22 protein-coding genes are annotated in these 24,265 nt (G+C 68.5%); 8 read left to right on the plus strand and 14 right to left on the minus strand.

Features of this window, described 5'->3' with window-relative positions:
- Positions 1-92: 92 nt before the first annotated feature.
- Positions 93-527, plus strand: coding sequence for an ester cyclase (locus EGH21_RS06115; protein ID WP_220617593.1), 435 nt, complete (start codon positions 93-95; stop codon positions 525-527).
- A gap of 97 nt (positions 528-624) precedes the next feature.
- Positions 625-1,878, plus strand: a complete 1,254-nt coding sequence (locus EGH21_RS06120; RefSeq protein ID WP_220617594.1) for an MFS transporter — start codon at positions 625-627, stop codon at positions 1,876-1,878.
- Here the strand turns inward: EGH21_RS06120 and prs are convergent, their stop codons facing one another.
- The 3 genes from prs to hemL all read right to left on the minus strand — a co-directional run bounded on the left by prs (position 1,879) and on the right by hemL (position 5,173).
- Positions 1,879-2,733 carry a ribose-phosphate diphosphokinase gene (gene prs, locus EGH21_RS06125; RefSeq protein ID WP_220617595.1) on the minus strand — a complete coding sequence of 285 codons (855 nt, stop codon included), beginning with the start codon at positions 2,731-2,733 and terminating at the stop codon, positions 1,879-1,881.
- A 300-nt stretch (positions 2,734-3,033) separates the two neighbouring features.
- The gene (locus EGH21_RS06130; protein ID WP_220617596.1) at positions 3,034-3,834 is read right to left on the minus strand and encodes an HVO_0234 family beta-propeller protein; all 801 of its coding nucleotides are present in this window, start codon (positions 3,832-3,834) and stop codon (positions 3,034-3,036) included.
- A gap of 1 nt (position 3,835) precedes the next feature.
- Positions 3,836-5,173, minus strand: coding sequence for a glutamate-1-semialdehyde 2,1-aminomutase (gene hemL, locus EGH21_RS06135; protein ID WP_220617597.1), 1,338 nt, complete (start codon positions 5,171-5,173; stop codon positions 3,836-3,838).
- A gap of 223 nt (positions 5,174-5,396) precedes the next feature.
- Here hemL and nasA (EGH21_RS06140) point away from each other — a divergent pair, with 223 nt between their 5' ends.
- A complete protein-coding gene (gene nasA / locus EGH21_RS06140; RefSeq protein ID WP_220617598.1) occupies positions 5,397-7,472 on the plus strand; it encodes an assimilatory nitrate reductase NasA in 2,076 nt (691 codons plus the stop codon).
- 54 nt (positions 7,473-7,526) lie between these two features.
- Here nasA (EGH21_RS06140) and nasA (EGH21_RS06145) read toward each other — a convergent pair whose 3' ends face one another.
- A complete protein-coding gene (gene nasA, locus EGH21_RS06145) occupies positions 7,527-9,629 on the minus strand; it encodes an assimilatory nitrate reductase NasA (protein WP_220617599.1) in 2,103 nt (700 codons plus the stop codon).
- A 591-nt stretch (positions 9,630-10,220) separates the two neighbouring features.
- Between nasA (EGH21_RS06145) and EGH21_RS06150 the strand changes: the two genes are divergently transcribed.
- The 3 genes from EGH21_RS06150 (at position 10,221) to EGH21_RS06160 (ending at position 14,193) form a co-directional block, all read left to right on the plus strand.
- Positions 10,221-11,543 carry an MFS transporter gene (locus EGH21_RS06150; RefSeq protein ID WP_220617600.1) on the plus strand — a complete coding sequence of 441 codons (1,323 nt, stop codon included), beginning with the start codon at positions 10,221-10,223 and terminating at the stop codon, positions 11,541-11,543.
- Positions 11,543-12,127: a molybdenum cofactor guanylyltransferase gene (mobA, locus tag EGH21_RS06155; protein WP_220617601.1), complete on the plus strand. Its 585-nt coding sequence runs from the start codon at positions 11,543-11,545 to the stop codon at positions 12,125-12,127. Before EGH21_RS06150 ends, mobA begins: the two co-directional genes overlap by 1 nt.
- A 299-nt stretch (positions 12,128-12,426) precedes the next feature.
- On the plus strand, positions 12,427-14,193 hold the full coding sequence (locus tag EGH21_RS06160) for a nitrite/sulfite reductase (RefSeq protein ID WP_220617602.1): 1,767 nt from the start codon (positions 12,427-12,429) through the stop codon (positions 14,191-14,193).
- A gap of 216 nt (positions 14,194-14,409) precedes the next feature.
- Here the strand turns inward: EGH21_RS06160 and EGH21_RS06165 are convergent, their stop codons facing one another.
- Both EGH21_RS06165 and EGH21_RS06170 read right to left on the minus strand, forming a co-directional pair.
- On the minus strand, positions 14,410-15,300 hold the full coding sequence (locus tag EGH21_RS06165; protein WP_220617603.1) for a bile acid:sodium symporter family protein: 891 nt from the start codon (positions 15,298-15,300) through the stop codon (positions 14,410-14,412).
- A gap of 35 nt (positions 15,301-15,335) precedes the next feature.
- Entirely contained in the window at positions 15,336-15,560 is a 225-nt protein-coding gene (locus tag EGH21_RS06170) for an Rdx family protein (protein WP_220618010.1), read from the minus strand.
- A gap of 112 nt (positions 15,561-15,672) precedes the next feature.
- Between EGH21_RS06170 and EGH21_RS06175 the strand changes: the two genes are divergently transcribed.
- On the plus strand, positions 15,673-16,029 hold the full coding sequence (locus EGH21_RS06175; protein ID WP_220617604.1) for a winged helix-turn-helix transcriptional regulator: 357 nt from the start codon (positions 15,673-15,675) through the stop codon (positions 16,027-16,029).
- Here the strand turns inward: EGH21_RS06175 and EGH21_RS06180 are convergent, their stop codons facing one another.
- The 6 genes from EGH21_RS06180 to EGH21_RS06205 all read right to left on the minus strand — a co-directional run bounded on the left by EGH21_RS06180 (position 16,030) and on the right by EGH21_RS06205 (position 20,973).
- The gene (locus tag EGH21_RS06180; protein WP_220617605.1) at positions 16,030-16,671 is read right to left on the minus strand and encodes a chemotaxis protein CheC; all 642 of its coding nucleotides are present in this window, start codon (positions 16,669-16,671) and stop codon (positions 16,030-16,032) included.
- A gap of 151 nt (positions 16,672-16,822) precedes the next feature.
- Positions 16,823-17,281, minus strand: a complete 459-nt coding sequence (gene lrp / locus EGH21_RS06185) for an HTH-type transcriptional regulator Lrp (RefSeq protein ID WP_220617606.1) — start codon at positions 17,279-17,281, stop codon at positions 16,823-16,825.
- Between the two features lie 10 nt (positions 17,282-17,291).
- On the minus strand, positions 17,292-17,648 hold the full coding sequence (gene glnK1, locus EGH21_RS06190) for a nitrogen regulatory protein GlnK1 (RefSeq protein ID WP_236035434.1): 357 nt from the start codon (positions 17,646-17,648) through the stop codon (positions 17,292-17,294).
- Positions 17,641-18,978 carry an ammonium transporter gene (locus EGH21_RS06195; RefSeq protein WP_220617607.1) on the minus strand — a complete coding sequence of 446 codons (1,338 nt, stop codon included), beginning with the start codon at positions 18,976-18,978 and terminating at the stop codon, positions 17,641-17,643. Before EGH21_RS06195 ends, glnK1 begins: the two co-directional genes overlap by 8 nt.
- Before the next feature lie 403 nt (positions 18,979-19,381).
- Positions 19,382-20,362, minus strand: coding sequence for a porphobilinogen synthase (hemB, locus tag EGH21_RS06200; RefSeq protein ID WP_220617608.1), 981 nt, complete (start codon positions 20,360-20,362; stop codon positions 19,382-19,384).
- A 56-nt stretch (positions 20,363-20,418) separates the two neighbouring features.
- Positions 20,419-20,973 carry a DUF8173 domain-containing protein gene (locus EGH21_RS06205; RefSeq protein ID WP_220617609.1) on the minus strand — a complete coding sequence of 185 codons (555 nt, stop codon included), beginning with the start codon at positions 20,971-20,973 and terminating at the stop codon, positions 20,419-20,421.
- Positions 20,974-21,077: 104 nt separating this feature from the next.
- Here EGH21_RS06205 and larE point away from each other — a divergent pair, with 104 nt between their 5' ends.
- Positions 21,078-21,947, plus strand: a complete 870-nt coding sequence (gene larE, locus EGH21_RS06210) for an ATP-dependent sacrificial sulfur transferase LarE (protein WP_220617610.1) — start codon at positions 21,078-21,080, stop codon at positions 21,945-21,947.
- A gap of 1 nt (position 21,948) precedes the next feature.
- On the opposite strand, the gene EGH21_RS06215 is transcribed toward larE, so the two are convergent.
- Positions 21,949-22,569, minus strand: a complete 621-nt coding sequence (locus EGH21_RS06215; protein ID WP_220617611.1) for a histidine phosphatase family protein — start codon at positions 22,567-22,569, stop codon at positions 21,949-21,951.
- A 6-nt stretch (positions 22,570-22,575) separates the two neighbouring features.
- Positions 22,576-24,237, minus strand: coding sequence for a twin-arginine translocase subunit TatC (tatC, locus tag EGH21_RS06220; RefSeq protein WP_220617612.1), 1,662 nt, complete (start codon positions 24,235-24,237; stop codon positions 22,576-22,578).
- Positions 24,238-24,265: the final 28 nt, after the last annotated feature.

Genomic DNA, 24,265 nt, shown 5'->3' on the forward strand with positions numbered 1-24,265 from the left:
GCTACCGTCTCGCACGACGTAGTTCCTCGTAGCGCTCACTCCGAAGTCACGCAGTCCGGGGGGACACGTCGAGAGAGCGCACGGAGACACCGATGGCAGCAACAGCACCACTAGACGAGGAGAAACGAATCGCGCGCCAGTTCCCGGAAGAAGTCGCCACCGGCGGCGACCTCGACCTCGTCGACGACATCTGCACGGCGGACGTCGTCGACCACAGCCCGCTGGGCGAGATAGCCGGCCGCGAGGACCTGAAAGCACAGATACGCGGCATCCGCGAGTCCTTCGAGGACTTTACGGCGTCCGTCGAGGACATCGTCGCCGAGGGCGACACGGTCGCCATGCGGGTACACCTCAGCGGGCGACACGTCGGGGAGTTCATGGGCGTCCCGGCGACCGACCGCGACGTCGAGATAGAGAACATGGTCTTCACTCGGTTCGAGGGCGGTCAGATAGCTGAGCGGTGGGTCCAACCGGACATGCTCGGCCTCATGCAACAGGTCGGCGCCGTCGACCTGCCGGGGAACTGAGTGGATCGCCCGCTCCTTCCCTTTCTTTCGCCGACTTTTCGACTATATCTTCGACAGACCGTAACGGATTTGCTGTGATGTAGGCTGCTACCGAGCAGTGACAGACCGACGGCAACTGCAGGCGCTCTTTTTCACTCGCTTCGCCAACTCGTTCGGTATCGTGACGCTGCTGACGCTCCTGCCGACGTACATCGACCTGCTGGACCCACAGGGGTTCGTCCTCGGGATGTTCGCCACGGGGCTGACGCTCGCACAGGCGGGCACCGTCGTCCCGGTGTCGTATCTGGGCGACCGGTTCGACAAGCGGACGATACTGCTGGCGGGGCTGACGCTCGCCACCGCCGTCTACGGCCTGTTCCCGCTGGTCGGGTCCAGTTGGGGGTTCGTCTTCGTCCGCGGGTTGCAGGGCGTCGCCGCCACCGTCGCGGGACTGCTGGGACTGTCGCTGGTCGGGCAACTCGCCCGCGAGAGCGAACGGGGGACCACCATCGGGATGTCCAACTCTTGGCGGTTCGCGGCGGCCATCGGCGGGTCGCTGTCGGCGGGCATCCTCTACGACACGTTCGGCTTCGACGCGGTGTTCGGCCTGTTGATGGCCATCAGCGCACTGGCGTTCGCCGCCGTCTTCGTCTGGGTCGACCCCGACGAGACGACCACCGACGGGTTCGCCTTCACCGACCTCGCGCTGAACCGCCGCATCCTCACCATCACGAGTTTCCGCGCCCAGTACGCCGTCGCCGTCACCCTCGTCCGGACGTGGGTGCCCATCTTCGCCGGCGTGGCGGCCGCTCGCGGCGGGCTGGGGTACAACGCGGCGATACACGGCGCGACGGCCGTCGCCGTCGTCCTCGCCGCCGAGAAGTTCACCAACATGCTCGTCCAGCCCTACACCGGGAGTCTCTCGGACCGCTTCGGCCGCGCCCGCTTCGTCTTCGTCGGCGGCCTCTGCTACGGACTCGTGGCGCTCGTCGTCCCGTTCACGCCGGGCATCGGGTCGGCGCTGGGGCTCCCGGCGGTGTTCCCCTACTTCGGCGACCTCTCGCCGGCGTTTCTCCCGCTCGTGGCCCTGAACGCCCTCCTCGGCGTCGCGGACTCCATCCGCGAACCGGCGAGCATGGCGCTGTTCGCCGACGAGGGGAGCGGCAGCGGCGTCGCCTCCAGTTTCGGCGTCCGTGATTTGGTCTGGCGGCCCGGGGCCGTCCTCGCGCCGCTCGCCGGTGGGTGGCTCACGACGAACGTCGGGATGGAGTGGGTGTTCTACCTCGGCGCGGCGTCGGCGTTCACCGGCGTCGCGGCGTTTCTGGGCATCCTCACGGTCCGGCACGGTCGGGCGGGCCTGGCCGAGTGGTAATCAGAGTTCGGCGGCGACGACGGGCGCAGCGCTGACCTCGCTGACCGCGCGCTCTAACGTGTCGGTGCCGTAGACGGCCTCGACGCCGGCCGCCGCCAGTTTCGTCAGCGCGTTGCTCGCCAGCATCGGGTGGACGCAGGTGACGAACACGCGGCGTGCCTCTCGCTCTTTCAGCACCTCGACGGACTCGCTCATCGTCGACCCCGTCGCGATGATGTCGTCGACGAGCACCACGTCCCGCCCCGCGACGGGCGCGTCGCTCGGCGTGATCTCTACCTCGCCGCTGTCGTAGTCCCGGTCCTTCTCGAAGTAGTCCGTCTCGCCCTCGCCGTAGGCGTCTCTGGCGCTTATCGGCAGGTCGATGGCCCCTTCGTCGGGCGAGAGAAAGAGCGGGTCCGCCAAATCTTCGGGGAGGGGGTCCGCGAGGACGCCGGCAGCGTCGACGTGAGTGGTCGGCACGTCGAAGAAGTCACACACCGACGGCTCGTGGGGGTTGACGGTGAGCACGCGGTCGGTGCCCGTCGAGATGGCCCGCGCCATCGCCCGCGAGGAGACCGGTTCCCCCGCGCGGAAGGCCTCGTCCTGTCGCGCGTAGCCCATGTACGGCAGGACCGTGACCACCTCGCTGGCGCCGGCCTCGCGGACCGCGTCCTGCAACTGGAGCACCTGTACGTGCGCGTCGCTGTCGACGGTGGAGGCGACGACGACGGCACGCTCGCCCGCGACGGCCTCGGGCACGCGCACCACGTGTTCGCCGTCCGCGAACTGTTCGTACTCGACCCGCCCCAGTCGCTCGTCGGTGGCGTCGGCCAGCGCCGCGGCGAACGCCTGCGTGTCGGCCCCGGGGATAATCATGTGCGAGGGGTGGCTGGCCGGGCTAAACCCCTTTTCGATTCGAGGGCTAGCGAGGGCGATTCTGGGACGTACCGACGCTATCGAGCAGACCGTCAGAAAGCCCCGACGCGCTCGACTCGCGCGCCTCGCTGTGCGCTTCCTTCGCTCGCTCCGCTCGCTCAGTCCAGTGCTTGCGTCGGCGTGCTTCGCCGAACGCGTCGCCCCTTTCAGTCCCACCCTGCGGCTGTGTCACCGGCTACGACCGGCAGTTGTCTCACGACCGAAACCCGGCGGCTGTCCCGGTCGGCAGACGGTCGCGGGTCAGGCCACGGCGACGCCGACGACGTCGGGGACGCCGAGCGAACGCTGGCGCCACCCACCGCGGCCGTCGGCGGTGGCCTCGTCGGCGGTGTCGACGAGGAAGGTGCCGTCCTCGGTTATCGCGTAGGTGTCCTCGCCGTAGGTCACGTCGACGACCCGTTCGCGCACCGGGAGGTCACACGCTCGCCAGTCGCCGTCGACCAGTTCGGAGAGGCCGTCGTCGTCGGCCGCGTGGGTGCGGGTGTCGTCGCTCGCCACCGCGCTGTGGCGGCCCGACCGGACCTCGGTCCACTCGCCGTCGTCGAGGGCGTAGAGACCGTCGGCGGTGGCGGCGTAGCCCGGCGCCACGTCCGTCACGTCCGCGAGGCCGAGGCGCTCGCAGTCGGGGAGACGGTAGACGCCGCCGGCCGCCGCCAGCAGGTCGCCGTCGACGGCCCGAACGTCGGCCACCTCGCCCAGTGTCACCCACTCGCCGTCGGCGTAGCGGGCCACGCGGCCGTCGCCCGCCGCCAGCAGGCCGTCGGCGTCGTAGCCGACGGCCGTCGCCGGTCCGAATCCCGTGGTCGCGAAGCCGTCCTCGGTCGAGACCAGCACCGACTCGTCGGTGGCGACGGCCACTTCGCCGTTCGCGCCGGCGACGTCACGGGCGGTACAGCGCCGTTCGAGACTGAACCGGCCGACCTGTCCGCCGGCCGTCTCGACCCGGGTCACGCCGAGGCCAGACGCGACGTAGGCGTGGGTCTCCGGCCGTTTCTCCCCGTACATCCGCTTCTCCGAGAGGGCGATGTCGTCGTCGCTCACTTCATATCGCCTCTTTGTAGGCTTCGAGGGCATCGTCTACGTCCTCTGCTGTGTGGGCATCACAGATGAACTGTGACTCGAACTGGTTCGCCGTGAGGAAGACGCCCTGCTCTTTCATCGCGGGCCAGAACAGGCGCTCCCACCGCTCGGTCTCGGCCTGTTTCACGTCGCTGCCGTCCTTCGGACAGTAGTCGTACCGGGGGCACTCGGGCCGTTGCTGACAGCCACCCTCGCAGTGACCTTCGAAGGTATCGGGGCCGTCACGCGTGAAGACGACCTTGAACATCGAGTCCGTCCCGACGACGGTGTACTCTGGGGCCTGGTCTTCGAGGATGTCCTGCAGGCCGGAGCGCATCCGGTCCCCGAGTTCGTTCACGTGGCCGTATACGTCGTGTTCGGCTGCATACCGCAACGTCTCCAGCCCCGCCGCCATCGTCACCGGGTGGCCGGAGAAGGTGCCGGACTGGAACACGTCGCCGGCCGGCGTGAACTGCTCGATTATCTCGCTCTTGCCGCCGATGGCGCCGACGGGGAACCCGCCGCCGACTATCTTCCCGAAGGTGGTGACGTCCGGTTCGACGCCGAACTTCCCCTGTGCACACTGGAGGCCGCCGACGCGGAACCCGGTGATGACCTCGTCGAAGATGAGCAGCGACCCGTGGTCGTTACAGAGGCCCCGGAGCGTCTCGTGGTAGCCGTCGACGGGGTGGACGATGCCGTAGTTCCCGAGGATTGGTTCGGTGAGGACGGCGGCGATGTCGTCGCCGTGTTCGTCGAACACCGCGCGGGCGGCCTCGGGGTCGTTGAACGGCACCGTCAGCGTGTGTTCGGCGAAGCTCTCGGGGATGCCCGGACTCGACGGGTGGGTGTGGTCGCCCTCGCCCTCGACGAGGGTGGACTCCTGTGCGCCGTGGTAGCCGCTCTGCATCACGACGATCTTGTCCCGGCCGGTGTAGCCACGGGCGAGTCGCACGGCGGAGACGGTGGCCTCCGTCCCGGAGTTGACGAACCGGAGCATCTCGACGCTGGGGACGTGGCGGGTGACGAACTCGGCGAGTTCCACCTCTACCTCGGTGGGCGCGCCGTACATCGGCCCCTCGGCGGCGTGTCGCTGGACGGCGGACTGGACCTGTTCGGGCATGTCGTGGCCCAGCAAGAGGGGGCCGTAGCCCATCACGAAGTCGATGTAGCGGTTGCCGTCGGCGTCGACGACGTGGCCGCCGTCGCCCTTCTGGACGAAGAACGGGTACGGGCGGACGGCCCGGACCGACGAGTTCACGCCACCCGGCATCACCGACAGCGCGCGGTCGTACAGCGCTCGCGACTGCTCGTGGTTCATGCCGCTGGGTTCGAACGCTGTCAGAAAGAACCTGACGGGTCACGCCGCCCGACCCACAGGTACTGGACGAACACTGTCTGAAACTCGTGAAAGATAGACTTTCGTCAAGAGATAGCGTTTTGTATTGCCTCACCTTTCGGATAGACAGAGAAATGTTTGCCGAACGTGTTTACCTCTCGGTCCCGGTCGGACGGTCGTGCGCCCAGCGGGCGCGTGGTGTGGCATGAGCGACTGGGTCCCGACGACGTGTATGCGGTGTGCGGTCGGGTGTGGGCACATGCACCGCGCCGCCGACATCGGGTACGGCATCGACACGGTGCGGGGCGACGCCGCCCACCCCGTCAATCAGGGACTGGCCTGCGCTCGCGGCATCCAGGAGAGCCGCGACCCCGACGGCCAGTGGCTCACGCGGCCGATGGTCCGCGACGACGGCGAGTTGCGCCAGACGACGTGGGACGTGGCGCTCGCCCGGGCCGTCGAGGGCCTGCGGGAGGCCCACGAGAGCGACCCGGATTCGGTGGCAGTCCTCGGGAGCGGCCAGCAGACCAACGAGGCCGCCTACGCCCTCGGGAAGGTCGCTCGCGGCGGCTTCGGAACCCGACTGTACGACGCCAACACCACGCTGTGCATGGCCAGCGCCGTGACGGCGTACTATCAGGCGTTCGGCAGCGACGCCCCGCCCTGTACCTACGCCGACATCGAGGACGCCGACCGACACGTGGTCTGGGGGGCCAACCCCGCCGTCGCCCACCCGGTGATGTTCCGCTGGATTCGGCAAGCGGCCGACGCCGAGGGCGTCGAACTCCTCACCGTCGACCCCATCCGCTCGGAGACGGCCGAGAACAGCGACCACCACGTCGCGCTCGACCCCGGCAAGGACCTCGCACTGGCGCGGGCCGTCCTCGCGCGACTGGTCGAGACCGACCGCGTCGACGAGGCGTTCGTCGCCGAGGCGACCGACGGGTTCGACGAGTTGCTGGCGGCGCTGCCGACCGCCACCGAGGCGGCCGAGGAGGCGGGTGTCGAGATGGCCGAGGTCGACCTGCTGGCCGACGCGATGGCTCAGCGCGCCCTGCTGTACTGGGGCATGGGCATCAACCAGCACGTTCAGGGCACCGAGACGGCCCGCGCACTCGTCGACCTCACGCTGGCCTCGGGGAACCTCCGACCCGGTGGCGGCCCGTTCTCGCTGACCGGGCAGGCCAACTCGATGGGCACCCGTGTCTGCTCCTCGAAGGGGTCCTGGCCCGGCCAGCGCGCCTTCGGCGACCCGGACCACCGCCGACTGGTCGCCGACGCGTGGGACGTGCCGGTCGACCGCCTGCCCGACGACACCGGGCCGGGGCCGGTCGGGATGCTCGAAGCCGACCCAGACGCCGTCTGGGCCGTCGCCACGAACCCCGTCGCGGGGATGCCCGACGCCGACAGCGCCCGCGAGACGCTCGCTGACACCTTCCTCGTCGCACAGGACGCCTTCCACACCGAGACGACCCGACTGGCCGACGTAGTGTTACCGGCGGCGACGTGGGGCGAGAGCGAGGGGACGACGACGAACATGGAGCGGACCATCTCGCGGGTCCGTGCCGCGACGGAGGTCCCCAGCGGCGTCCATCAGGACCTCGACATCGTCGCGACCATCGGGTCCCGCCTGTTCCCCGGCCTCTTCGAGAGCACGTCGCCGGACCCGAGCGACGTCTTCGACGAGTTCGCGGCGCTCACCGAGGGCACCGTCGCGGACTGCTCGGGCATCACCTACGACCGCTTGGAGGACGCCCACGCCGTCCGGTGGCCGGCCCCCGACGCGGACAGCGCCGGCGGCTACCGGTACTACGAGGACGAGGCGGACGGCGCGGAGTCGTGGGCGTTCCCCACCGCGAGCGGCAACGCCCAGTTCTCGACCGGCCGGCAGAGCGACCTGCCGGAACCGACCGACGACGACTACCCGCTGACGCTGACCACCGCCCGCGAGGCCGACGGGTACAACACCGGCGTCCGCTCGCGCGACGGGGCCGCCGGTGACCTCGTGGCCCGCATCCATCCCAAGACGGTCGCGGCCCACGCCGACCGCGTGACCGACGACCGCCTGACGGTGACCTCCCGGCGCGGGTCCGCGACGGTCCTCGTCGACGAAGACGAGGGCGTCCCGCGTGGGATGGTGTGGCTCCCCATCCACCACCCGGCGACGAACCGCCTGACGCTCTCCGAACGGGACCCGCAATCGAAGGAACCGCACTTCAAGCAGTGTGCGGTGCGTCTCGTCGCGCCCGACATCGAGGTGCCGCCGGCCGCGGCCGACTGACCCGACGCCTCGGGAGCGGGAGTTCTCGGCCACGCGGTGGCGAACGGCGACCGCTCAGTCGTCGCCGTACGTGCCCGTCCGAGGGAGGCCGCTCCGGGTCACCGTCGTGGAGGTGTCCGGCGACGACAACCTGACGGCACACTGCTTGTAGTTCGGTTCCTTCGACTCGGTGTCGACGACCGGCAGGGTCAGTTCGTTGACCGCGGGGTTGTGGACGTCCATCCAGATGGCACCGGGTGGGATGCTGTCGTCCGGCGCGAGGTCGACGGTCACGCGCGCCCGGCGCGACTCGACGACGGTCCGACCACGGTCGAGTAAGTCGATGTACTGGCCGGCCGTCTCGGGGTGGATGCGCGCCGTCGGGACCCCACCGCCCTCCTTCCGGGTCCGGACACCCGTGTTGTACGCCTCGGCCCGGCGGCCGGTCGTCAGGAGGAGCGGATAGGCCGCGTCGGTCGGTTCCGGGAGTCCGTCGAACGTCGCCGTCCTGAATTGGGCGTTGCCCGAGTCGGTCGGGAACGACCAGTCGCCGTCGTCGTAGTAGCGGTAGCCGCCCTGCGTGGACGTGTCCGGGGCCGGCCACCGGACGGCCAGTTCCGCGTCGAGGCGGTCGTAGGTGATGCCCGAGCAGTCCGCCCGCGTCCCCGCGGTCAGGTCGCGAATCTCGTCGAACACCGCCTCGGGGTCCAGCGTCGGTTCCGGGAACAGGGCGTCGTCGACGCGGTTCCCGACGGCGGCGATGATGTCGATGTCCTGCCGGACGGTGTCGACGACGTCGCTCACGGCGGTCACTCTGGAGACGCGCCGCTCCATGTTCATCGTCGTCCCCTCCGTCTCGCCCCACGTCGCCGCCGGCAGGACGACGTCGGCGTGTTCGACCGTCTCCGAGCGGAACGCGTCCTGTGCGACCAGAAAGACGTCGTCGAGCGACCGCGTGACGTTGCTGGCGTCGGGCATCCCCGCGACGGGGTTCGTGGCGACCGTCCAGCAGATGTCGACGTTACCCCGGTTCATCTGGTCGACGATGCCGACCGGACCGGGGCCGGACGACTCGGGCAACCGACCGAGCGGGACGCCCCACGTCTCGGCGACGGCCTCCCGGTGTTCCTTCTCGGTGAACGGCCGGTGGCCGGGCCACGTGTCTTTCGAGGCGACCACGCGCGCCCCCATCGAGTTGGCCTGTCCGGTCAGCGAGAACGGGCCGGACCCCGGGCCCACGTTGCCCGTTGCGAGACACAGGTTGACGAGCATCCGAGCGGCGTCGGTCCCGTTGGCACTCTGGTTGACGCCCATCCCCCAGTACAACAGCGTCGGGTCGGCGAACGCCGCGGCCAGCGTCTCGACCGTGTCGGTGTCGACGCCGGCCGTGCTCGCCGCGGCGTCGACGTCCGGGAGCGACGCCACCAACTCGTCGAAGCCGTCGGTGTGGTCGTCGACGAACGCCCGGTCGACGCCGTCGGTGTCGACGACGTGGGCGAGGACCGCCCGAGCGAGTTCGAGGTCGGTGCCGGGTTCGAGCTGGACGAACTGGTCGGCGTCGACCGCCGTCTCGCTCTCGACGGGGTCGACCACGACGAGTCGGCTGTCGTCGTCGCCGGCGCTGTCGAGAATCCAGCGGTACAGCACGGGGTGGGCCGCGGCGGGGTTGGCCCCCCAGACGACGTGTGTCTTCGCCTCGGGGACGTCGTCGTAGGTCGGCGGCGGGGCGTCGCTGCCGAAGGCGTCGTAGTACGCGGCCACCGCCGAGGACATGCACAGCGTCGTGTTGGCGTCGAAGTGTTTGGTGCCGATACCACCGCGGGCGAGTTTGCCGAGCGCGTAGGCGGCCTCGTTGGTCTGTTGCCCGCTCCCGAGGACCGCCACCGAATCCGGGTCCTCGGCTATCGCCTGGATGAGTTCCGTGGCGACGAGGCCGAGCGCCGTCTCCCAGGACGTGGGTCTGAGCGTGTCTCCCCGGCGGACCAGCGGTTCCGTGAGCCACTCGCCCGCCGGGTCCGCCGTCTCCCTGATGCCGCGCTCGCAGGAGAGTCCCCTGGTCCCGGGGTGGTCGTAGTCGCCTCGCACCTTGTCGACGCCGTACCCCTCGTCGACGCCGCGCTGCTGCTGGCCACAGCCGACCGCACACCGCATGCACGTGGTCGGTTTCCAGTAGGTCATCTGTCGAGACGGGCCGTCCCTCGTCCCGTCCACGGGAACCGGGCCCGCGGACGGTCGGCGTGGGTGCGTCGCGGTTGGGTTTGACGTTCGTACATTATTCTGCCGTCTCCTCTCTGTCTTCTCTCATAAGTGCGCACAATCGACGGCGATTTATCGATTCTATTATCGTGCAACTGCACGAATAACGCTTTCGTTGCACGAAAATATCGGCACTCGCGCCGCCGAGTATATGTCCCGGTTCGACGCCGAAAGCGAGCGAGACAGCGTATATAGACACTTTGGACTGCGAAATAATTCGAGAAACTGCGCTGCCGACGCGACGGATTGACGATTGCACAGTTGGACCGCCGTCTTTGCTGGTGTTACGAAAAAACGCTCGTCGCAGCGAGACAGAGCCGTCCGGATTGGTGGGATGTGCGCGTAGGAGCAGAAAGTTACGATTTTGTAAACGGATAGGGTTATTATCTCGTGTTCGTTACGACATTCTGTATCAATGTGTGCGAACGTCAGAGAAAAGCGAAGTAAAGTTCATGAAGTACAAGCAGAATCGGTCGGAAGTGGACAGCCGACCACGTCTGCGGAGGTGGCCTCATGGGACTGATTCGGATGACGAAGTACCGGACGCTGCTGCTGGCGACTATCGGGTTCAACTTCTCCTTTCTCATCTGGTTCTCGTTCGCCCCGTTCACCGGGCCGATGGCCGAGGAGTTCGGTCTGACGACGGCGGAGATCGGCATCCTCGCCAGTTCGGCCATCTGGATGGCGCCGTTCGGCCGGATGCTCACGGGGTGGCTCTCCGACAAGTTCGGCGCGCCGACCATCTTCGCCATCGTGCTGGCGTACGTCGGCGTGTTCTCGATGGCGAGCGCGTTCATCGAGACGTACTCGCTGTTCTTCGCCACCCGCATCATCGTCGCGACGGCGGGCATCACGTTCGTCATCGGCATCCAGCACGTCGCCGAGTGGTGGGAGGAGGAGAACCTCGGTCTCGCCGAGGGCATCTACGCCGGCGTCGGCAACGCCGGTGCCGCGGGCGGGGCACTCGTCCTCCCGCGCGTGTTCGGCAGTGGCTGGAGCGGCCCGCTGTTCTCGACGAACTGGCGCGCGGCCTTCTTCTACACCGGCGTCGTCTCCATCTTCCTCGCTATCGCGTACTACACGCTCGGCGAGGCCGCGAAGAGCGAGGAGAAACGGCAGGCCACGAAAGACAACGCGAGCTTCAAGGACTGGATTCACACGGCCACGCGCTACGGCACCGTCGTCCTCGCGCTGGCGTACATCATGTCCTTCGGCCTCGAACTGTCGATGAACGGCTGGCTCGCGACCTACTACCGCGAGGCGTTCAACCAGAACAACCTCGTGCTCGCGAGCACGTTCGCCGCCACCTTCTCCATCGCCGCCGGCCTGCTCCGGCCTATCGGCGGCTACGTCAGCGACGTGCTCGCTCGCAAGGAGATGGACATCCTACCGTTCTTCCACGGCCGCTACCGCGAGCAGTGGACGTTCGTCACGCTGTGTTTCATCGTCGTGACGATGTTCGGGATGACGCTGGCCGGGCTCTCGGGCGTCCTGCTGAACGCCGTCGTCGTCGGCTTCCTCGTCGGCACGGCCTGTGCCTTCGCCGAGGGCTCCATCTTCGCGATGGTCCCCTCGATGTTCCCCAACAGTTCCGGTGCGGTCGCGGGCGTCGTCGGCGGCGTCGGCACGGTCGGTGGCATCCTCTACCCGCTTGTCTACTCCGCCCCGTGGCTGGCGAACCTCCACCTCGGCTACTCCATCGTGGGGGCGTCGATGATTCCCATCGTCCTGCTGGCCGCGTGGGTGTTCCGCCCGGAAGTCGCGAAAGTCGCCAACACGGCCGGCTTTGTCGGCGACAGCAGCGGGACGGAGGCGGTGGCGTCCGGAGACGACTGATGCGCAGTGGCGTCGTCCTCGCGGGCGGCTACTCGACCCGCTTCGGTGCCGAAGACAAGGCGACGGCGGAACTTGACGGGACGCCGCTCGTCCGCCGCGTCGTCGACCGAATCGACCCTGCCGTCGACGAGGTGGTGGTCAACTGCCGACGCGGACAGCGCGCGGCCATCGCCGATGCACTGGCTGGCCACGACTACCGCCTCGCCGTCGACCCCGTCCCCGACGGCGGCCCGGTCGCCGGCGTCCGCGCTGGCTGTCGGATCGCCCGCGGGCGGGAGACGTTCGTCACGGCCTGTGACATGCCCTTCGTCCGACCGCGGCTGGCCGAACGGCTGTTCGAGGCCAGCGAGGACGACGGAGCCGTCCCCCGTATCGGTGGGCGCCTCCGACCGCTCGCGGCCGTCTACGACACGCGGGCCGCCGTCGAGGCCGCGGACACCACGCTCGGACTGGGGTCGGGTGCGCTCAGGGTCCTGCTCGACCGCCTGACGATGACGGTCGTGCCCGGCCCCGCGCCGGCACGTGCCGTCAGCGACATCGACACTCGCGCCGGCCTGCGGGCCGCCGAGTCCCAGTCGACGTGACCGACCCGTCGTCGCTCTCGTCGTTTCCCGTCCTGCGTCGGTTCCGTCACCACCCGAGCGGTTTTGGACGGTCGTCCGCCCCAGCAGGGGGAATGTTACGTTCGTCAAAGTCGCCGTCCTCACTCCGCATCCACGGGGCCGTTCTGGACGGTCGTCCGCCGGAGCGGTCGTAATGGCTATTTTGTCAAGGACTACCGTTTTAGGGTTCTAGATGCAACGACAAAACGTGAATTAGCGGACGTTCGACAATATATGAACGACAAAAGTAAACGAACTTTCGTAACCGAGGGAGTCTGACCATGGCACACAAGAAAGAGGACGTCAAAGGCGAACTGTACGGCGACGACGTGCGCGAGAAGCTAGAGGAGTTTGCCGAACAGGGATGGGAGTCCATCCCCGAGGACGAGCGCGAGGCGTGGTTCTCGCGGTTCAAGTTCTGGGGCGTCTTCCACCACCGCGGCGGGCAGGAGTCGTACTTCATGATGCGACTGACGAACTGTGGCGGGGTGCTGGAGCCAGAACAGCTCCGAGCTATCGGCGAAGTCGCCCGCGACTACGCGAAGGGTCCGGCGGAGAACCCCGAGTTCGGCAACGGCTGGATAGACCTCACGACCCGTCAGTCCATCCAACTGCACTGGCTGAAACTCGAGGACATCCCCGAAATCTGGGACAAACTCGAAGCCGTCGGCGTCTCCTCTCGCTCCGCGGGCGGGGACACGATGCGCAACATCTCCGGCTGTCCGGTCGCCGGGAAAGCCGAGGAGTACGTCGAGTCCCGCCCCATCTTAGACGAGATTCAGGAGACGATTCGCGACGACGACGACCTCGCGAACATGCCCCGGAAGTTCAACATCTCGGTGTCGGGGTGCCGGCAGGGGTGTGCGCAAGACGCCATCAACGACGTCGGCCTCGAACCGGCCCACAAGATAATCGACGGCGAGGAGGTCGAGGGGTTCAACGTCCGCGTCGGCGGCGGCCTCGGCGGCCGCGAACCGCGCGAGGCGCGCCCGCTGGACCTGTTCGTCCGGCCGGACCACGCCGTCGAGACGGTGCGGGCGTTCGTCGAGTTCTACCACGAGGCGGGGAACCGACAGAACCGTTCGAAGAACCGCGCTCGCTTCTTCGTCGACGAACACGGGACCGACGCCATCCGCGAGGAACTGGACGAGCGCCTCGACTTCGAGTTCGAGACCGCCGGCACCGATTTCCGCGGCGAGTACACGTACAACGCCGGGAAGAACGCGACGCACGGTGCCCACGACCACGTCGGCGTCTACGACCAGCGAGACGACGAGAACTACGTCGGCCTCTCGGTGCCGGTCGGTCGGCTCCCGGCCGAGGACGCCATCGAACTGGCCGACCTCGCCGACGCCTACGGCTCCGGGGAGGTGCGACTGACCCGTCGGCAGAACCCCCTCGTCATGGACGTGCCCGACGGGAACCTCGCGAACCTGCTGAACGAACCGCTCCTCGAGACGTACTCGCCCGAACCGAACCCGTTCGTGCAGGGCGCGATGGCCTGTACCGGGACGGAGTTCTGCTCGCTCGCGCTCACCGAGACGAAAGCGCGCATGGCCCGCCTCCTGCGATGGCTGGGCGACAACGTCGACGTGCCCGACGACGTCGACCGCATCAAGATGCACTTCTCGGGCTGTACGGCCGACTGCGGGCAGGCGATGACCGCCGACATCGGCCTCCAGGGGATGCGCGCCCGGAAGGACGGCGAGATGGTCGAGGCGATGGACGTCGGCGTCGGCGGCGGCATGGGCGAGGACCCGACCTTCATCGAGTGGGTACGCCAGCGCGTGCCCGCCGACGAGGTGCCCGGCATGATAGCCAACATCGTCGAGGCGTACGCGGCGCTGCGCTCGGAGGGCCAGACCTTCGGCGAGTGGGTCGACGCCACCGGCCACGAGACCATCGTGGAACTGGCCGAACCACACGAGGTCGAGGGGTACACCGACCCCTGTCTCGCCGACGGCAAGCAGTCGTGGTACCCCTTCGACGACGGCGAGAGTCCGGCGCCGACGGACGCCAGCGGCGAACGGCTGTCGGCGGACGACTGACCGTGCACGACGACAGCGAGGACCGCGACGAATCGGTGGTCCCACGCCGACAGGCGGTGGCATACGACGCCGCACCGGAACTCGTAGAGTAGCCCGCGGCCGTCCGTCGGCCCCACGGAGCTACCACACGCGGCCGCCGGCCCGGAGTCCGGCACCCCGACGGAGGGCTGGTCGTATCCGTCCACCTCCGTCGGTTCGTTCTGCGCTCGCCCCGTCTCAGAGCCACCGCGCCAGCCCTGCGCTCGTCGCCATCTCCACGACGCCGAAGACGACTGCCGGCAGCGCGGCGTCCGGCGGGAACCCCGCCGCGACGACCAGCGCCGCCGCGACGGCGAAGTCGCGCATCCCCACCGAGAGCGCGCCGGCGATGCGGGTCGGGCGGTCGCTCCCACTCGCCGAGAGCCATCCGAGGCCGTACCCCACGCCGTTGAGCGCCAGCGCCGCGGCCGCGACGACGGCGAGGACCGCGCCGTCGCTCCGCAACAGCGCGGCGTTCGCCCCTGTCACGCCGCCGATGACGAGGACGACCATCACCGCGGAGACGGCCGGGTAGACGCCCTCGTGTGCGGCGACGCGCGTCGGGAACCGCGCGCGGACGGCGATAGCCAGCGCCATCGGCCCGACGACGGCGACGAGCAACTGTTCGACGACGGGCCACGTGTCGACGGTGACGCCGCCGGCGAACAGGCCGGTGGCGACGGGGACGACGACCGTACTCCCGACGCCCGCGACGACCAGCACGACCGACGACAGGGCGGTGTTCCCGCCGGCCAGTTCGGTCATCGTCGGCGTCACGAGCTCCGGCGTCACCGCGCCCAGCAGGACGAACCCGACGGTCAGGGCCGGCGACAGCGAGAGGGCACGTGCGAGGCCGAACGCCACTATCGGCATCGAGAGGTGGGCGAGGAGCGTCGTCGCCAACGGCCGGGGGTCGATGGCCCGGAACCGGTCGGCCGACAGCGTCAGCGAGACGCTCCCGACCATCACGGCGAGCATCGGCGTCGCGGCCCGAGTGACGACGGCCACCTCGGGGACGAGGACACCGACGGCGACGGCCAGCAGGACCCACCCCAGCAGGTAGTCCTCGACGAGGTCGGTGACCGACACGCCCGGACGTGGACGGGCCGGCCAGTTGGGCGTTGTCACTCGCCGACGCGGGAGAGTATCGCGTCGACGTCGATGCCACCCTCCTCGTCCTTGTCCCAGACCGTCTCGCCGTCGGCGGTCACGCGGAAGACGCCGCCGTGGCCCGGCCTCAGGCGGACGCCGTCGAGGCCGCGGCCGTACTCGTCGAGGAGGGCTCTCTGGAGGTCGATGGCGTGGTCGCGGAGTCCACAGGGGACACAGTACTCGATGTCGACGTGCACGTGTGGCTCGTGGCGACGAGCGGCCGTAAAACGGCTGTACGCCGCAGGGAACCGGGTTACCGTGCGGAAACCCGCCCCCGTCCTTTTGGGCTCCGGCCGGCGTAGTGACGGTATGAGCGAAACGCGTTCGGACGCCGACTGTGCGGCGTCGTGGTGTACCGACGACCCGTGGTGTGGGCTGACCTGTGCCGTGGACGTGTTGGGACACAAGTGGCATCCCGTCGTCGTCCACCGGTTGCTCGCACGCGGGCCGCTGGGGTTCGGCGACCTGGCCGACGACATCGGCGCTGTCACCAACAAGGTCCTCTCGGAGACGCTCGCGGACCTCGAAGCGGCGGGCGTCGTCGACCGGACCGTCGTCGACGACCGCCCGGTCCGCGTCGAGTACTCGCTGACCGACGACGGCGAGGCGCTGGCCCCAGCAATCGAGGCGCTACAGGACTGGGGCGAGCGGTACCTCGACGACTGACTACAACACGTCGCCGGCGTTCGTGTCCACGGCCACGTCGGTGTCGGCGTCGATGTTCTGGATGAGGGCGACGAGCGATTCGAGTTCCGGGAACGTGTAGACGGTCATCCCGAGGTCGCCGTCCTCGACGGTGATCTGGGAGTCGATGACGAAGACGAGTTCCGACTCCGGCCACCCGCCCATCTTGTCGACGATGCCGCTCGCCGGGCCGTACACGAAGTTCGGCGTCCCCATGTCGATGGTCGTGTCCAGCACGTTCGCCCACCCGTCGATGAACGCCGAGGTCATGATGTTGCCTATCTCCTGCATGGCCGACCGTTCCATGTCGGAGAAGCCGTCGCCGTCGCTCGGGTCACCCATCCCGCCCATCATCGCCCCGGCCAGTCGCTTGCTGTCGGCCGGGTCGAGCATGAACAGGACGTAGCCGTAGGGCGGTTCGTTCAGCTCGACGAAGATGCCGACCTGTCGCTCGCTCCCGATGTGGGTCTTGACGTCCGAGATGTCGAGGAAGTTGATCTGTGACGTGTGTACCGACGCGTTCAGGCCGGTCAGTTGGCCGAGGTTGTCCGCGACGGTCCCCGACCCCTCCTTGGCCATCTGGTTGAAGAGGTCGAGTTTCCGCACGTCGACTTGCAGGCCCATACCCCTTCGAACGGCGCGAACGGCTTAACGCCACCGCACGGCGGGGCTGGCACCGGCCTCGACGGTGGTGCCGTGGGCGAACCGACAGCGAACGGCGAGCCACGGGCTCGGCGGTATCGAAAGGGAGAGAACTGCGGCCCCGACGGCCCGACTACGCGTCGGTGTCGTCGACCGGGAACTGCTCGTGTTCGCGGACGGTGTTCAGCACGACCGAGGTGGACGCGCTCTCGACGTCCGGGTCCGTGAGCAGGTCCTTGATGCGAGCGTTCATCTCGTTCGTATCGCGAAACTTCCCGACGGCGACGATATCGTGGCTGCCCGTGACCTCGTACACCGCGACCATGTTCTTCAGGTCGCGCAGGCGTTCGGTCACGTCCACGAGACCACTGCCGTCGACCGATAGCTGGAAGACGGCGGTGACCTCGTAGCCCAGCTCCTGATAGTCGAGTCGGGGCGTGTACTCCTCGATGACGCCGGACTCGACCAGTTGGTCCATCCGGCGCGAGACGGTCGTGGCCGCGACGCCGGTCTCGGCGGCGACGTCACGAGCGCTCGCCCGGCCGTCCCGGAGCAAGGCGTTCACGACCTGCCTGTCGATGTCGTCGACCATCGCGTGCCGCTCAGACTGCCTCTGGGCCGGTCTTACCCGTCCGGACCTGATAGGCGTCCTCCACCGGGAGGACGAATATCTTGCCGTCGCCCTTCTCGCCCGTGTGGGCGCCTTCGGCGATGGCTTCGACGACCTCGTCAGCGGGGATGTCTGCGACGACCGTCTCGATCTTGACCTTCTGGTGGAGGTCCACGACGTACTCCTCGCCGCGCCACTGCCCCTTCTTCGCGGGCTGTGAGCCGCGGCCGGAGACGTTGGTGACTGTCAGCGAGGGCGCGCCCACTTCCGCGAGCGCCTGCTTGACGTCGCCGAGTTTGTCCGGTCGAACCATTGCGACAATCATCTTGATGTCAGTGTCTTCAGTCATCTTTGGAACCTCCGTCAGTACGCACGTTCTCGCTCACCATGCCACCGTCGGCGACCACGCTCTCGCCGGAGCCGAACTCGGGGTAGGTCTCGACGCCGTGTTCGCTGACGTCGAGGCCCTCCTGTTCGTGTTCTGGCGTGACGCGGGCCTGTCCGATGGCCTTGAGGACGCCCCACACCGCTGCCGTCGCGACGATGGTCCACGCGGCGATGGCGACCACGCCGATGACCTGTGCGATGAAGGCGTTCACGATGCCGCCTGCGGGTGCCTCGGCGGCGACGAACGGGAACATGAGCGTCCCCAGCACGCCGGCGCTCCCGTGGACCGGGAAGACCGCACAGACGTCGTCTATCTGGAGGCGCTTCTCGATGAAGCTGAACACGATCGGGAGCTGTGCACCCGCGAGGCCGCCGACGAGGAAGGCGCCCCACCACGAGGTGGTGTCCGGAATCGCGGTGATGCCGACCAGACCGGCGAGCAGCCCGTTGGCGACGTACAGCGTGTCGACCTTCCCGGTCTTCGCCCACGCGACGCCGGCGGCGCCGATAGCGCCGGCGGCCATCGCGATGGTCGTCGTCATGGCGACGCGACCGACGTAGGAGAACGCGCCGAGCTGGAGCGAGCCGTCGGTGAAGACGAAGACGCTCGCGGCCGTGCCGACGTTGAAGCCGTACCAGCCGAAGGCGAGGATGAGCGTCCCCAGCACGGCGAAGGTCAGCGAGTGGCCGGGGATGACGTTCACCGACCCGTCCTCGTTGTACCGACCCATGCGCGGGCCGAGGACGTAAGCGGCGGTGAGGCCGGCGATGCCGCCCATGCCGTGGACGATCATGCCGCCGGCGAAGTCGTGGAACGCGGCGCCGCCGAAGCTGATGTAGGCACCTGCCCACGTGATGCCGGTGACGACCGGGTAGATGACCGCCGCCAGCAGGAACGTGTAGGTGACGTAGGCACGGAGCTTCGCGCGACCGGCCACGGCCCCGGAGACGATGGTCGCCGCCGTCATCGCGAAGACGGCGCCGAACAGCCAGCCGACCCAGTCGTTCGGGTTCTCGGCGACGAAGGCGGGCGAGAAGCCGCCGCCGCCGACGAGCGACGAGACGCCCGCACCGATGACGAAGAACACCGACACCCCGACCGACCACGTGAGGAGGTTCTTCGTGAGCTGGTTCGCGACGTTCTTCGAGCGCACCTGCCCCGCCTCGAGCATGGCGAAGCCGGCGTGCATGAAGAAGATGAGGAACGTTACGACGAGTACCCACAGGAGGTTGACTCCCGTGACCAACGTTTCGAGCGTTTCCGGTGAGGTTTGCAGAGGTTCGAGTACCATGATTTGTATCGTGTTGTGGTTATTGCGTTTGAACGTCCAACTTTATCGTATTCGGTGCCGACTTTGTCAACTCGTTCACGGAGAAATCTCTGGCAACAACACTACATAAGGATTGGGTTTACGAAATCGCAAATTTCGGGGCGTTGGGTAGACGACCGTCCAGATTACCGTATGATATTATGGATATAAGGTTGTTCTCCGTCAAGAAACTCGGCAGCTGTCTGCCGGGATTTTGGACGAATGTCGACCGCGAGTCCGGCCGAACGGGCCGAAATCGGCCGGTTTCGCTTGCGCGCGCTCTCGATATCGCTCCCTCTGGACGCGCGTCTACTCTCGGCACACGTTACTGGACGGTTGGCGAGATACCGACGAACGGAGTGGGCGGTCACGGGGCCCGCCGCTCTCAGAGGCGGTCGGCCACGTCCTCTGCGAAGTAGGTGAGAATAAGGTCGGCACCGGCCCGCTTGATGGAGAGCAGCGACTCGTAGGCGACTTCCTCTAGGTTCAGCCACCCCTTCTCCGCGGCGGCGTGCAACATCGCGTACTCGCCGGAGACGTTGTAGGCGGCGACCGGGTGGTCGTAGGTCTCCCGCACGTCCCGGACGACGTCCAGATACGGCAGGGCGGGCTTGACCATCAACACGTCCGCGCCCTGTTCGACGTCGAGTTCGACCTCCCGGCGGGCCTCGCGTGCGTTCGCGGGATCCATCTGGTAGTGTCGCCGGTCACCGAACGCCGGCGCGCCGTCGGCGGCGTCGCGGAAGGGCCCGTAGAACGAGGACTCGAACTTCGCCGCGTAACTCATGACCGGCACGTCGCTGTGGCCGTCCTCGTCTAGGGCCTCGCGGATGGCGCCGACCATCCCGTCCATCATGCCCGACGGCGCGACCATGTCCGCGCCTGCGCGTGCGTGACTGACGGCGATGTTGCCCAGCAAGCCGAGCGTCTCGTCGTTGCGGACGGTGAGGTCCGGGTCGGACTCGGCCGTCTCCTCCAGCACCCCGCAGTGGCCGTGCTCGGTGTACTCACAGAGGCAGACGTCCGTGATGACGTAGGCGTCCGTCTCGTCGGTGATTCGTCGGACCGCCTCCTGAACCACGCCGTCGCTGGCCCACGCCCGACTCCCGCGTTCGTCCTTCGACTCCGGGATGCCGAAGACCATTATCGCCTCGACGCCGGTCTCGAGGACGTCCTCGACGCGGGCGACGCTCTCGTCGACGGGGACGCGTTCGTGGCCCGGCATCGTCTCGATGGGGACCCGTTCGTCCGTCGTCGCGTCGACGAAGACGGGCGCGATGAGGTCCGACGCCGAGACCTCGGTCTCTCGTACCAGCGGGCGAACCCCGTCGGTCCGGAGCCGTCGGGGGCGACGTGTCATGTCCATATCCGAACTCCGGGGGTCGGCGGCAAGAAGGCTCCGCTCGTTCTCGGGCGTCCTCGTCAGTCCAGCAGACTGGCTTTCCCCCGCAACAGGAGGAGGCCGATGCCGGGGCTGGCGACCAGCGCGTTCAGCAGGTCCCCGACGACGGGGACGGCGCTGACCGCCCCGACGACGACGGCACCCACCGCCAGCGCCGCCCAGCGGTTGTCGACGTCGCCGACCCCGGTGAGCCACCGGCCGACGGCGTACGCGCCCAGCGGCGTCCCCACCAGCGCGACGACGAACAGCGCCAGCAGGCCGGGGATGGTGACGATGAGTCCGATGAGCGTTAGCGCCAGCAGGACGAGGCCGACGATGATTGCGAGGTAGCCGAGCGTGCCGACGGCGACGACGACGCCGGGGTCCTCGAAGATGTCGTCGACGGCGTTTCTGGTCCAGGCGGGTGCGGCAGCGAGTAGGAGAGCGCCGACGAGGAGGCTGTACCCGCCGGCCGCGGCGAACTGTGCGAGCGGCGACAGGGTGACCTGCCCGGTCGGTTGCTGTGCGGCGGCGACGCCCGGCAGGACCGCGAGGGCGGCCACTGCCGCGGCGAGACGCTGACTAGTGGAGGGCATCGGCCGGGAGTTCCCGAGGCGACGGTAAATATCTCGTGTCTCCGGCAGGCGGTCGTCACACCGGACACGAAGCCGTTTTCACCGTCGACCCAGTAGTCGTCGCTATGTCTGCTGTCGCGGAGAAGATGGCTGCCGCCCGCGAGGACCTCGCGTCGCGAGACGGCGTGGTGGTCGCGTTCTCCGGCGGCGTCGACTCGAGCGTGGTCGCTGCGCTGGCCCACGACGCCCTCGGGGACGACGCCGTCGCCTGTACCGCAAAGTCGGAGACCCTGCCCGCCGAGGAACTGCAGGACGCCACCCGCGTCGCCGAGGAGATCGGCATCCGTCACGAGATAGTGGAGTTCTCCGAACTCGACAGCGAGGAGTTCATGCGCAACGACGACATGCGGTGTTATCACTGTCGCTCGATGCGACTGGGCGCCATGTACGACCGCGCCCGCGAACTGGGTATCGACGTCGTCTGTGACGGCACCAACGCCTCCGACGTGGGCGAGGGTCACCGCCCCGGCCTCCGGGCCGTCGACGAACTCGACGCCTACTCCCCTCTGCTGGAACAGGACATCGAGAAATCGGAGGTTCGGGAGATCGCCCGCGAGTACGACCTCTCGGTCGCCGACAAGCCCTCGATGGCCTGTCTCTCCTCGCGCATCCCGACCGGCCTCGAAGTGACCGAGGACCGCCTCTCCCGCGTCGAGAAGGCCGAACGGCTCCTGCGGACGTGGGGCTTCGAGCAGTTCCGGGTCCGCGACCACGACGGCCTCGCCCGCATCGAGGTCGGCGAGGACGAACTGGAGACGGCACTGGACCCAGACTTCGTCCGGGCGGCCCGCGACCACGTCGCGGACTGCGGGTTCGACCACGTGACGCTGGACCTCCACGGCTACCAGACCGGGAGCGTCAGTCCGGAGCAGGAAGACGACGAGGACGACGTCGTCTCGAACGTCTTCGACGCCGACTACCCGACCGCCGAGTAACTCACTCGCGCCACGGCCGCACGCCTTCTGCGACGAGTTCCGCGTCCGACCCGTCCAGCCGTAGCTCCGTCACCGAGCAGTTCGGCGGCGAGTGGGCGGTGATGGTCGCGTCCAGCGAGCGCTCGGTCACCGCGGCGAGCAGCACCTTGACGACGCCGCCGTGCGTGACCAGCACCACCGTCTCGTCCGGCCCGACCGTCGCCCGCAGGCCGGCCCACGCCGACGAGACCCGGTCACAGAACGTCTCGACGCTCTCGGCGTCCTCCGGTGTGGCGTCGAGCGACGACACGCTCTTCTCGGGGTCGTGGTCGGGGTGGCGCTCGAACAATGTCTCGGCCAGAAAGCCCTGATAGACGCCGAAACCCCGCTCTCGCCACGCGCTGTCGACGGTCGGGTCGGGCAGTTCCGCCGCCGTCTCACGCACCTGTTCGGTCGTCTCGCGGGTCCGCCGGAGGTCCGAGGTCACGAGGCGGTCTACCGTTCGCTCGTCGGCGAGCCACGACCCCAGCGCCCGCGCTTGCTCGCGGCCGTGGTCGGTGAGTCGCGTCGGGGCCCACCCCTGCACCCGCCCCTCGCGGTTCCAGTGTGTCTCGCCGTGTCGAGCGAGGAGAACGGTCGCCACGGGGTGTCACTCCTGTGGTTCGGCCGTACTGCCGCCGCGGTACCGCGCGACCAGCAGGCCGCCCTCGAAGAGGACGACGAGGGCCGCGGCGACGCCGACGGCGGCCGTCGTCGCCAGTCCGAACTGGTTCACCAGTCGGAACAGCGTCGGGTCGGGACTGGAGAGGTAGCCGACGACGATGGCCACCGTCCAGACCGGCAGGCGGGCCTTCCGGAGGCCGCGCCACAGTTTCACGCTGCCGTAGTAGTTCTTGTTGACGTACGCGGTCAGTTCGAACAGCACGATGAGGCCGCCACCGACGAGTATCGGCGGCGCGAGGCCGACCTCGGCGAGCGTGCTCGTGACGCTCGTCGGCAACTGCCCGTAGTAGCCCGTCGGCACCGGCGCGGGGCTGAGGACGTAGCCGACCAGCGCGAACAGGGCGTAGGCGTAGGGCCGCCGGTTCGCGAGGTCCTCGGCGGTCGGGACGGGCGAACTGCTCCCGGTCCACTTCAGCAGGAGGAGCGTCCCCTCGAACAGGCCGATCATCGTCACGGCGACCATCAGCGGCGCCATCCCCGTCGGGTCGGGGCTGAAGACGAACGCGATGGCGGCGAACGCACCCCAGAAGTAGAGGCGCCGGTCGACGAGCCACCGTCTGGTCGTGACGCCCATCATGATGGCGAGCATCACGAACAGCGGAATCTGGAAGACGAGCGCGAAGAAGCCCAGCATCAGGATGATGAGGTTGAACGTCTCACCGAGGCCGAACGCGAGGTCGGCGGCCCGGTCGGAGTAGGTGATGAAGTAGTCGAACATCGCCCGCAGGACGGCGAAGTACGCGAAGCCGACGCCGATGGCCGCGAGCACCAGACTCGTCGGGACCGCCGCGAGGTAGTAGCGCCGCTCGCGGGGGTACAGCCCCGGCCGCATGAACAGGTACGTCTCGTAGACGAACACCGGGAGGGCGGCGATGAAGCCCACCAGCGAGGCGACCTTCAGGCGCGCGAGAATCAGCGCCAGCGGGCTGTAGACGTGCGGGCAGTCCGCACCGGAGACGGTGCTCTCGCCGCCGGGTTGGGCGTCGACGGCGAACTGCCCGCACGCCTCGGCCGGGCCGTCGAGGAAGGAGTACCAGAGGAAGTTGATGAGTTCGTCGGACGCCGGGAGGGTCAACACGGCGACGGCGGCCATCACGCCGACGACGATGAACAGGCGCGTCGCCATCTCCTCGACGTGGTCGGCCAGCGGCATCTCCTGGTCGTCGGGCGCGCCGCCGATGCCGGCCTCGCCGTCGGGGTCGTACCCCGGGTCACCGGCCCCCGCCGAACCGGTCGGCGATGGCGTCGCCGGGATGCCCCAGTCCGTCGGGACGTCGGCGGGCGTCGCGGCGCTAACCTCGTCCGGGTCGCGGTCGAACAGGCCCGCTCGGGTCGGCCCCGGGAGGCCGTGGGCGCCCGCCGTCGTCTCGTGGCCGCCGACCGGTCTGTCGCCCGGGCCGGTCACGTCGTCGGACGCGCCGTCGTCGGCCTGTCCGGGGTCGTCCTCGCTCGGGCCCATCTCGTCGGGACGACCGTGACGGTCGTGGCCGCGTTCCTCGGGGTGGACGTCACTGTCGCTCCGGTCGTCCGAGGACAGTAGCGGGTCCTCGGGCCGTGGGCGGTCGTCGTCTGCGTCCCCGTCCACCATCTATCTGGAAGCGCTTTGGCGGTTGGTG

The sequence above is a fragment of the Haloarcula rubra genome, assembly GCF_019599465.1.
Classification (GTDB): domain Archaea; phylum Halobacteriota; class Halobacteria; order Halobacteriales; family Haloarculaceae; genus Haloarcula; species Haloarcula rubra.